A 10,306-nucleotide genomic window follows, 5' to 3' on the forward strand; every position below is an offset into this window, starting at 1 on the left:
CGGACTGATGGCCTTGTTGTTCAAAATAGGTGATGAAGGACTGCCTGATATCCTGTGCACTCTTCGTCATGAATCCCATCCCTTGCTCTGAGTAAGACCACTTATAATACGCTCAATGGTCTCCTCACCGAAACCCCGCTGACGTAGGAGCGTTTCCGCCTGCCTCGGAAGAAGCCGGCGCCGGTTCCGGCTCCTCTCCTGAAGCACCCTTCGCGCCAACGATTCCTCATCAACGGCGTCAAACGCTTCCTGAATGACGCAAGATACCAATACCTCGGGCAACCCTTTCGCACACAACTCAAACTTGAGTCTCTCCCTCCCCATCGGCCGACGGGCCAAATAGCCTTCGACCCAACGCTTCGCATATCCCTGATCATCAAGATAACGGAGGTCAGAGAGTCGCCTGATAACCTGCTTGGCTTGAGGGGGTGATGCCCCTTTATTCCTGAGGAAGCGTTCGACTTGAGCCGCCGTGCGATCAAATCTGGCGAGATAGCGCACTGCGCACTGGAACCATTCTTCCGAAGATTCGGGAATGCGCCGTTTCACACCACTGCCTAGTGAGGGCCCTGACCATCCGATTCCGCCGATAAAAAGCCCAAGAAGCTCGCTGCGCTTCTGCACAGCATCCCTATAACCCTTGAGTTCTTCAGGCGCCGACCTTGTGAGCCCTCTTGTCCTCCCGCTTCTCATCTTTCACCGATGATGCGGCAGGTTTCTCTGCGGTACGCCCGGGCACGCCGGCCAGCTCGCGCAACTTGCCTTCGATCTCACGGGCCAACGGTTGATTGGAAGCCAACATGTCCCGCACCGCATCACGTCCCTGGCCAAGGCGTTCCCCGCGGTAGGAATACCAGGCACCGGACTTTTCCAACACCTTCTTTTCCACGCCGAGATCGACCAATTCACCCGTCTTCGAAATACCTTGCGCAAACATGATGTCGAACTCGGCCTGCTTGAACGGCGGCGCCATCTTGTTCTTCACCACCTTGACCCGAACACGGCTTCCGACGACCTCCTGACCCTCCTTGATTGATTCGATCCGGCGGATATCCAAGCGTACCGAGGAGTAAAACTTCAAGGCGTTGCCGCCCGTCGTCGTCTCGGGATTGCCGAACATCACGCCCAATTTCATGCGGATTTGATTGATGAAGATCACCGTTGTCTGTGATTTCGATATCGCTCCCGTCAGCTTTCGCAGGGCCTGCGACATCAGACGCGCCTGCAATCCCATATGAGAATCGCCCATCTCGCCTTCGATCTCCGCCCGCGGCGTCAGCGCGGCGACTGAGTCCACCACAATCAAATCAATGGCGCCGCTTCGCACCAGCGTTTCGGCGATTTCGAGCGCCTGCTCCCCGGTATCCGGTTGGGACACGAGCAGATCATCGGCTTGCACACCGAGTTTCCTGGCATAGGCCAGATCCAACGCATGCTCCGCATCGATGAAGGCCGCCACTCCGCCATCCTTTTGAACCTCGGCAATCGCATGGAGCGTCAGAGTCGTTTTCCCCGAGGCTTCCGGACCGAAAATTTCCACCACACGTCCGCGGGGAAACCCGCCGACCCCTAAAGCGATATCAAGTCCTAATGACCCCGTCGAGATCGCAGGAACATCCGCCGGTGCCTCAGCGCCACCCAGCTTCATGATGGCCCCTTTCCCGTATTGCTTTTCTATTTGGGAGAGAGCCAGATCCAGAGCGCGCTTCTTGTCGTCTTTTTCTGCCATGGACAATTCCTCCTCGTCAGGGTGAAACGTGGCGAATTATACCTAGTTAGCCGGGAGAAACCTAGCGGAGAATACAGGACTCTACTTCCTGAAATGGAGGGATTTCAAATACGCGGAGACGAAGCTACAGCACATTTTCGTATCGAGGAGAGGGTGGCGATTTCGGCACGGAGAAGCGGAAATGAAACTCCTGCCGCCCTGATTCCTGTGAAGGGCCGAACCAGCCTTCAGCCGCCACATATTGATCTGACCTAGACTTTCCGTCCGGATAGAACCTGAACTGCAACCACCGGTTTCTGGTCCCACCCGCCTCATCAAAATCGAGATTCCCTGAAATGTCGAAATGATCCTCCAGCTCTTCAAGGGCCCGGCCGAACAACGATTCCAGCGCATAGCGCTCCATGGCTTCATTGAAGGGCTGGTCGGGGTCGAATGCAGGCGGTCCTTCAGCGTGAACAGGAAGGGCCAAATGCATCAGCAGAGCGGCAATACCCAGCGCGTATTTCATAAAAACAATCTAGTACGAAGACAGAGGCCGGTCAAGCACCTGACTCGAGCGTTTCTCCGGATGCATCCATTCGCGAATTCCTTGACGAAACCAGAGATACGGCATACAGATCAAGTATGTCAGTAGCCATCCCACAAGAAATCGCGGAAGCGAAGCCAACCGTCCTGATCGTCGACGACGAATCAGCACCGCGTGCCGCTCTGACCCTGACCTTAAAGAAAGACTTTAATATTCTTACGGCAGAAGATGGAAAGAAGGCGCTTGCGGTCATTAACGAACAGGGAGTGGATCTGATCACTCTCGACCTCAAACTGCCCGATCAGTCCGGCTCCGAAATCCTCAAAGAAATCAAACGAACCCATCGTGAGATCGAAGTCATCATGGTTACCGCCTACGGCACCCTACAGTCGGCCATGGACTGCGTCCGCCACGGCGCCGCAGGGTTCCTCCTGAAACCATTCAATGCTTCTGAATTGCTCTCGATCAGTTTACAAACAGCGCGAAAGAAACAACGCCTCGACATGCTCCGGGCTGCGCTTGTCGACAATGCCGCGCTGTGGGGGCAGGACCCTGCCTGCACCTATGCCTGGCAGGACATCATGAGCCGGTACGCCAAACTGGTCAAAAGCGGGCTATTGGAAGTCTCAAGCCGGGAAAGTACCTCACCGCTGATTCAACTGATCTCCGACCTCCTGGAAGCTAAAGACCGCCATCTCGTCAATCATGGTAATCGGGTTAGTTTTTACACAACCCTCATCGCCAACAAGCTTCAACTCCCCCTGGCCGATCAGCAGAACCTCTCGCTCGCCGCCCTCGCGCACGATTTGGACCTGATCAGCGGCAATGGCAGCCCCATCCTTCATCACGACGGACAGCGAAACCGGCATCGGCCCGACCTCGGAGCACGCATCGGAAGGGCGATTGGATTACCGGCGGAGGCCGTAGAAGTCATTGCGTTACATCATGAACGCTGGGACGGCACCGGCTACCCGTTCGGCTTGAAGGAAGACCGGATTCCCCTGTTAGCGCGCATCGTGTCGCTCGCGCAAACCTTCGACGAGCTAACGGCGGACAAACCTGGCGCCACACCTGTTTCCATGAAAGCAGCCTTGGAGAGCATCGAACAGCAGGCCGCCACCGCCTTCGATCCTTCGCTCGTGGCCGTGTTTTGCGCGACCATGCGAGAACAGCCACAACAGAAATAACCCTCCCCCCCGCCGACCGGGCAAACTTTTGCCTGCCTTGAATGCCGGACAAGAAGAACGAGTGTCCTCAGTGCATCTCTCACTCTCTCGTCGACAGCGGGACCTCCCACAACTTCGTATACCGAGGCCCAGCCGGTCTTAACTCACTCCTCATCAGCACCACGGATTCCACCGCCAACGATCCGAGAGCCACCGGTCGATCCATAATCCCACTCTTCGCCAACGCCTGGCCCACCGATCGTTCACCTTCCTTGAAGCGGGCAAGCGTGAGATGCGGGGTCAAGGGCCGCTCATCCAACGCCAGATTCAACGTTCCGCAACAGTCATCCACGGCCCGGTGCAACGACGCGAGGCGATCGCCTTCTTCACCCTGTTCCCATTGTTCCGTGGGCCCGACCCACAAGACCCTCGGTTGCTGGAGACGAGGGAACACACCGAGGCGATCGAGCGGGATCTGAAAAGCACCGTACCGCTGCACAACTTCACCGATCGCCTCTTGCATGGGAGCAACTAATTGTTCGTCGATGTCGCCGAGGAATTTAATCGTCAGATGAATCGAGGCCAACTGTACCCAGGATATACGCGCGTTTCGAGAGAGGTCTCGATTCAACTGTTGTTTGATGTCTAATTGCAGTCTCGAGACTGCCAGGCGAAGCGGTTCGGAAAGTTCAATCGCGAGAAATGTGCGGATCATCGGCCGACCTGGGACCGGAGCCACCGGCGCAGCAGGTCGAGCGCCGCCTGCGAAGCGCGCTGTTTAATGACCGACCGGTCTCCGTGAAAACGATGTTCCTTCGTGATGCAGTCACCATTGTCCGCATCAAGTCCGATATACACGAGCCCGACCGGCTTAGTCGCAGTGGCACCGCTCGGCCCTGCGATCCCCGTGACACTCAACCCGACAGAAACCGCACTTTGCTCGCGTACCCCTTTAGCCATTGCCGCGGCCACTTCAGGACTGACCGCACCGTGTTTGTCGATGACCGCAGGAGGAACCCCGAGCAGGTCGCTCTTCGCCTTGTTGCTGTAACAGATCACGCCGCGATCGAAGTAGGCCGACGAACCCGGAACCTGCGTGATACGGTGCCCGATCAAGCCGCCTGTACAGGATTCAGCCAGCGCGATCGTGCGGTTCTGCTCGATCAACAAACGTCCGACCACCTCTTCCATCGTCTCTCGTCCCTCAGAAAAAATCCATTCGCCAAGACGCAGACGTACATCGTTGGCCAGTCTCGTCATTAATTTGTCCTCAACGACGGCCCTTGGTCTTGTCGTCAAAGACACCAGCACACCCATCGGCGAGGCTAGCAACCCAAGGTCGACTGGTACCTGCTTCGGCATGAGGCCCGTCAGTTTCATATCGACATCCGCTTCCGGCAATCCCCAGGTATGGAACACCAGCCGCACAATGCGTCTTGAACCGGAACGGACCCGGCTGTTCACCTCATTCAAGAGTAACGGAATCACTCCGCCTTTCATCATCGCATCCATTTCACTCGGCACGCCGGGCAAGGCGATCAGAATCGTCCCTCTCCACTTCATCCAGAAGCCGGGCGCGGAACCGACCGGATTCGTAAGCACCGAGGCGCCGGAAGGCACAAGCGCCTGGCGCAATTGACCTTTGTTCGGTGTCCTTCCCCACTGGGCCAATCGCGCCTTCAATCCGTCATAAGCTTCTCTTCGCCGCGCAAGACGTTTTCCAGTCAATGCGGAAACCGCCTGCCTCGTACAGTCATCCACAGTCGGCCCAAGTCCACCGGTCATCACGATCACACCGGCACGGCCGGCCGCTGACTTCAACACCTTCACGATGTCGGCCCGGCTGTCACCCACGACCGATTTGAATCGAACCTCAATTCCAAGTTCGCCCAACAGTTCAGAAATCAGCAGCGAATTACTGTCGGTCCGGCCGCCGACGAGCAATTCGGAACCGATCGCAATCGTTTCAGCCACGGGAACGACTATTCGACGACGTGGTCGATACATAGGCGAGAATGAGGCCGCTACTTCATCTGGGAAAAGTCGAGCGGGAATGTGACTTCGCCGCCGTTGGCAGGAAAAATCGTGACCGTTGTCGGCGCGACCGGATCGAAATCTTGATAATTGAACGATGCCACAACTTTGGCCTTGAATCGCGGGACATCCGGCCAGACGGAACTCCGATTCGCCCGCGAATCGAATCGGACCGTGACCGGGTTGATCGTCTTACCCCCTTGATCCATCACCATATAACTATCGACGGCAAAGTTCGGCACGTTCCCAAAGATCGTTGCACTGATCAACATGGTTTTGGCGTCGAGTACCTGCGCGATATCCGCATCGCTCGGCTCAAGCCCGCGCAGCGCCATATGCGTGGCCATCACGGAGAGGGCTCCCAGCTTCGTCACCAGAAACCCGCTGGGATGTAAATCTTCCCTCGCCCCGAAACGGACGTAGAAAGCATCAGGCGGACTATGTTGCATGGCGGCATCCCGCCCCCGATCAATCGCAGCCCGAATCTGTTCCTGAGTCGGCTGAACATCAATGGCAACCGCGAGGGAGGTACTGCCGGCAAAAAAGCCGGCCACCAAAGTCGTGCACAACGCGCCTGTGATCCGGTTCATGCTGTGCCTGTAGCAGAACGATTTTTGCCTGTCAACGAGCGGCGGGAGGCTCTCCCGCCCCGTTGACAAAGCAAAACACGAAGTGGTACAGAATTCAGTCTTTCCTTTATCCAATCTTGTTTTCTTAAGACGTGACACGGAGGAGTTCATGGCAGGCCACGAACAACAGCCGGGGCAACAGACACCCAAGCGACAATACGTCAACTTCGCCTTCTACAAGGTCGATCCGGCCTGGCGCCGGCTGCCGGAAGATGAGCGGACGAAGGGGAAGCAGGAATTCCTTCGCGCCGTCGAAGATTACGCGGGAAAAGTTCTGGTCATCCCCTACACCACTGTCGGGATCCGCGGCGATTGCGACTTCATGCTGTGGCGGATCAGCTACGAGCTCGAACTCTTTCAGCAGATGAGCACGAAAATACTGGCTTCGGGCCTGGGTCGCTATATCACGACGCCTTACTCCTACTTGTCCATAACCAAGCGATCCATCTATGTCGACAACCACTCGCACGAAGGGCAGGAAAGCAAGCGGCTCACCGTTATCCCGGGGAAAGCCAAGTACATCTTCGTCTATCCATTTTTGAAAACCCGCGAATGGTTTCTGCTCACCAAGGCGGCTCGCCAGGGTATGATGGATGAACATATCGAAGTCGGCCATCGTTTCCCTTCCGTGAAACTGAACACAACCTATTCCTTCGGCCTTGACGATCAGGAATGGGTGGTTGCGTTCGAGAGCGACAAGCCGGAAGACTTCCTCGATCTCGTGATGGCTTTGCGTGAAACGGAAGGTTCGCGCTACACCTTGCGCGACACGCCGATCTTCACCTGCATCCGTGGCAGCTTGAAGGAAACCCTCGACACCCTGGGCGGATAGCACACGCAGGTTGAGGGTGAAGGAGATGAAAGGCCTTCGATCGTTCGATCGAAGGCCTTTCCTGTTTCATGATGGCCGATCTCTTTGACAGACGTGCCGCATTTCTCTCGGCCATCTTCCCCGGATTGGGCCAACTCTCTCAGGGTCGCCTCCGCCAAGCAAGCATCGCCTTTGTCGTGACAGTCTTTCTCGTCCTCGCCAGTCTTGCCCTCGGAATAATTTCCGGACGCGCCGCAGAAGTCCTGTTCTTTATGATCCTGGCTTTGCCTTGGTGGGCACTCCAAAGTTACGACGCCTATCTCTGGCAAATAGGAAAACCGGCATCATGGATACTGACCTGGCACGAAGTCTGGCACCGGGGACACGACATCCGATTTCTCGGACTCCTCTTGTTCATCAGTGCTCTGAACGACACTTGGATCATCCTGATGAATCTCGACTACCTCCTGCCTTTCTACTGCACCAAACCCGAAGGCATCCCGGGATTTCTCACCAAGGCCATCTCTCCCGCCCTCCATTTGACCGTGGGATACGGATTCATGAAACTCCGCCGTTGGTCTCTGTTCATCTATTTGGTCTATGCCGCCTACGGATTCACCAATGGTCTGGTGAACCTGAGTTGTTTCGGTCCCGGTCGAATCAGGAACACGCTCTTGATCGCCATCGTCCTCTCGACCCTCTACCTCCTCTGGCGTCGCCACGTTCTCCTTCACAAACCTGCCCAATGATCCCTCCGAGTTCGCTCATTTCTCCCATATGAAGCACGGAAACCGCTTGGACTCCCATTGCGCGCAATTTTCTCACCCGCCCGGGTCACGGGTAGGGGCACATTTCGGCGTGCGAGCACCTCCCATGATGTGAAATTCCAATCGGTTCTGGTGTACCGCGGGCAGAAGCGACCAACAGATCATCATTTCCGCCGATCCGCTTTGACAGGCCAAATCCCCATATGTTACCTCTAAAGGCGCGCCCGGTAGGGCCGTACGTACATACGTACAATTGAGATATCGACATGTCCGATACCAATGCTCTTTACGCCATACGCCACTCAGACGGATCAGTCAGCCTTTACATTGACGAGGAATACGCTAGCGAACGGGGCGTCGATCCAGCTACTCTGACACGCGTGGAAATTCCCCGTGAACTGTTTACAAGCGGAAGCGTGCAAGACCTCCGAGAATACGTCGCCGTCTATCTCGAAAACCAGCAAACAGGAACAGCCTAAACACCTATGGAAACCGCAACAGACAACACCACAACGACCGCTTCTTCTCCGCTGACGCCGGCCTTGATCGAATCCGTCATCGCCGCGATGCCGGTGCAGGGCAGAATCATGCTGCGCCTGATCCTGCTGCAACATTTCGACGTGACGGAGGAAGACATCAACTATATGACGGCAGATCGTCCCGATCCGCGCTGCGTCTCGGGAACGAAACCCGCGTATAACATTCTGACACAGGAGGCGCTCAAGGCTGTTCGGGACAAGCGCGACCTGTATCTCCGGTACGTGAGACTGAAACGGGAACGGACCCGGCTGCAATGCGATTGTCTCTCGAAACTCCTCGCACTACGCAATGCCATGGCTGACCGCACGGCCGAGCTCCTGACCGGTCGATTCGGCATGACGGCAGAAGCAGTCAATCAGCTGAAAACACAGGCCCGCACCGCCGTACCGAAACCGGTTCTCCGGGCTCTCGACAAACGTTGGGACGCTGACGAGATCACTGCGGACGAGTACCAGCAACAACGCTTGGCGATCGACATGCAGACACAGCTCCGCCTGGCCGATCGATACCGAAAACGGCTTGATATTGCGCAACGGGAACGTTACACCGCCGACATGACCCCCCTTCAAGACCACGAGATCGCACATATTTGGGGAATACCGGCCGGCAGCCTGGCGGCGCGCAAAATGAAGTATCTGACCCAATACATCCAGGCACTCCAAGCGGCCATCCAGCGCAATGCAGCGGTTGCAGCAACACAAACCGCCCCGCTTGATTTGTGGAAGGAAACGTTCACGGTACTCGCGACAAGACCAGTCGAGCGGTCACTCTCGACCTATGATGGTCTGGAGCGGACGGAGTCGAACCTCATCGATAAGCTGACACTCCTTGCATGGGGCGCGCTGGCTGAAGACCAGGAAACCAAATTCTGGCTTTCGTTGGTTCAAGGAGCCAGCTCGAATGCCATGCACTCGGAAGTTACGAGAAATCTGTTCGGCCTGCAGCGGTTGGCCGCCATTATGAACGATCTCGATACTAGCCCGGAGGGATTGGCTGACGAACTTCTGAAGCGGACCGCCCCGATCCCGAAAGTCGATGCCGCTGCGTTGGAAGGTCCACCGGCCACCGAGGAAAAACCGTTGACGGATATTCAATTAGAGATTCTCAAGAACTTCAAGGGAGAGGACGTATCGGGCGGCCGCGCTTCCGACAAATGGTAGCACTTTCCCTTCACAATTCTACTGCGAGCCGATATACTACACATTAGAGTTATGGCAAAAATAATTCAGGGCAATTCTCAGTCTTTGCTTTCAGACCTCCTCAAAAGTTACGGACCTGTCATTCTGCTCCTGACCGTCTTCTTTCCTCAGGCAGGGATGGCGTCTGCCTCCGGGATACTTGATCTCGCCGACCTCATCACCCATCCGGAACAATACGACAGGCAGGCAGTCGTCGTGTCCGGCGAGGTGACGAACATTCAGTTAGCCACAAATCGACAGGGGAAGCCGGCTTATGGGTTCCTGCTCAAAGATACGGCTGGAACAGTCAAGGTGATTGGTCTGGGGCGTGTCCAGGTGCACGAAGGTGAACAGGTTATCGTGGAAGGTATTTTTACCAGGCTTCGCCAGGCGGGCCGCGCCATCATTTATAACGAAATCAAGGCCCTCTCCATCAAATCGATGTCGCGCCTCAATCCCGACCTCGTCGGCTGATCATACCCGTTATCGGGTTCTCCTCTCATTACCTACGACGGCAAGTTCATCGCCTTCTTTAAAATCCAGTCCTGCAGTCTGTCGGGAAACCACTTCGCCATGAACGCCCGAATCTTGGCGTCCTTTCCCACCAAGTAACGAGTCTTCGGACGTGCAGCCGTCAACGCGTGCAGCACGACATCCACTACGGCATCGGCAGGAATCGCCCGCCTCGCGGCATCCTCCACCGCCTCCTTCACGCGGTGAACCGTCGTCTGGTACAGACACCTGCCTTCTGCGCTGACGGAGGATTCCAATTCAAGCGCCTGGTGCACCGACTTGTTCCAGATCGGAGTGGCAATCGCGCCCGGCTCGATGATCGACACCGCAATCCCCCACGGCCTCAGCTCCATCCGCAACGCATCCGTTAAGGCCTCCAACGCAAACTTGGAGGCAGAATACGGACCCATGAC

At 56.3% G+C, this 10,306-nt stretch carries 13 protein-coding genes; 6 read left to right on the top strand and 7 right to left on the bottom strand.

The window, feature by feature from the left end; translation table 11 throughout:
* Positions 1-66: 66 nt before the first annotated feature.
* The 3 genes from ACWVCN_RS04665 to ACWVCN_RS04675 all read right to left on the bottom strand — a co-directional run bounded on the left by ACWVCN_RS04665 (position 67) and on the right by ACWVCN_RS04675 (position 2,237).
* On the bottom strand, positions 67-624 hold the full coding sequence (locus tag ACWVCN_RS04665) for a regulatory protein RecX (RefSeq protein WP_455244355.1): 558 nt from the start codon (positions 622-624) through the stop codon (positions 67-69).
* Between the two features lie 25 nt (positions 625-649).
* On the bottom strand, positions 650-1,729 hold the full coding sequence (gene recA / locus ACWVCN_RS04670; RefSeq protein ID WP_455244356.1) for a recombinase RecA: 1,080 nt from the start codon (positions 1,727-1,729) through the stop codon (positions 650-652).
* A 124-nt stretch (positions 1,730-1,853) separates the two neighbouring features.
* Entirely contained in the window at positions 1,854-2,237 is a 384-nt protein-coding gene (locus ACWVCN_RS04675; protein WP_455244357.1) for a hypothetical protein, read from the bottom strand.
* A gap of 116 nt (positions 2,238-2,353) precedes the next feature.
* Here ACWVCN_RS04675 and ACWVCN_RS04680 point away from each other — a divergent pair, with 116 nt between their 5' ends.
* Positions 2,354-3,442, top strand: a complete 1,089-nt coding sequence (locus ACWVCN_RS04680) for an HD domain-containing phosphohydrolase (RefSeq protein WP_455244358.1) — start codon at positions 2,354-2,356, stop codon at positions 3,440-3,442.
* A 79-nt stretch (positions 3,443-3,521) separates the two neighbouring features.
* On the opposite strand, the gene thpR is transcribed toward ACWVCN_RS04680, so the two are convergent.
* From thpR to ACWVCN_RS04695, 3 genes are read right to left on the bottom strand one after another with little or no spacing between them, the layout of a single operon-like run.
* The gene (thpR, locus tag ACWVCN_RS04685) at positions 3,522-4,136 is read right to left on the bottom strand and encodes an RNA 2',3'-cyclic phosphodiesterase (RefSeq protein WP_455244359.1); all 615 of its coding nucleotides are present in this window, start codon (positions 4,134-4,136) and stop codon (positions 3,522-3,524) included.
* A complete protein-coding gene (locus ACWVCN_RS04690) occupies positions 4,133-5,395 on the bottom strand; it encodes a competence/damage-inducible protein A (protein ID WP_455244360.1) in 1,263 nt (420 codons plus the stop codon). The genes thpR and ACWVCN_RS04690 overlap by 4 nt, the downstream gene beginning before the upstream one ends.
* 50 nt (positions 5,396-5,445) lie before the next feature.
* On the bottom strand, positions 5,446-6,045 hold the full coding sequence (locus ACWVCN_RS04695) for a hypothetical protein (protein WP_455244361.1): 600 nt from the start codon (positions 6,043-6,045) through the stop codon (positions 5,446-5,448).
* Between the two features lie 148 nt (positions 6,046-6,193).
* On the opposite strand from ACWVCN_RS04695, the gene ACWVCN_RS04700 reads away from it, so the two are divergent.
* The 5 genes from ACWVCN_RS04700 to ACWVCN_RS04720 all read left to right on the top strand — a co-directional run bounded on the left by ACWVCN_RS04700 (position 6,194) and on the right by ACWVCN_RS04720 (position 9,854).
* Positions 6,194-6,916, top strand: a complete 723-nt coding sequence (locus ACWVCN_RS04700; RefSeq protein ID WP_455244362.1) for a chlorite dismutase family protein — start codon at positions 6,194-6,196, stop codon at positions 6,914-6,916.
* Between the two features lie 68 nt (positions 6,917-6,984).
* Positions 6,985-7,644: a hypothetical protein gene (locus ACWVCN_RS04705; protein WP_455244363.1), complete on the top strand. Its 660-nt coding sequence runs from the start codon at positions 6,985-6,987 to the stop codon at positions 7,642-7,644.
* 284 nt (positions 7,645-7,928) lie between these two features.
* A complete protein-coding gene (locus ACWVCN_RS04710; RefSeq protein WP_455244364.1) occupies positions 7,929-8,141 on the top strand; it encodes a hypothetical protein in 213 nt (70 codons plus the stop codon).
* 6 nt (positions 8,142-8,147) lie between these two features.
* Complete coding sequence (locus ACWVCN_RS04715) at positions 8,148-9,362, top strand: hypothetical protein (protein ID WP_455244365.1); 1,215 nt, start codon at positions 8,148-8,150, stop codon at positions 9,360-9,362.
* A 51-nt stretch (positions 9,363-9,413) separates the two neighbouring features.
* Positions 9,414-9,854, top strand: coding sequence for a hypothetical protein (locus tag ACWVCN_RS04720; protein WP_455244366.1), 441 nt, complete (start codon positions 9,414-9,416; stop codon positions 9,852-9,854).
* 32 nt (positions 9,855-9,886) lie between these two features.
* Here the strand turns inward: ACWVCN_RS04720 and ACWVCN_RS04725 are convergent.
* On the bottom strand, positions 9,887-10,306 hold a 420-nt coding region (locus ACWVCN_RS04725), incomplete at its 5' end, for an SDR family NAD(P)-dependent oxidoreductase (RefSeq protein WP_455244367.1).

It is taken from the genome of Petrachloros mirabilis, assembly GCF_975968855.1.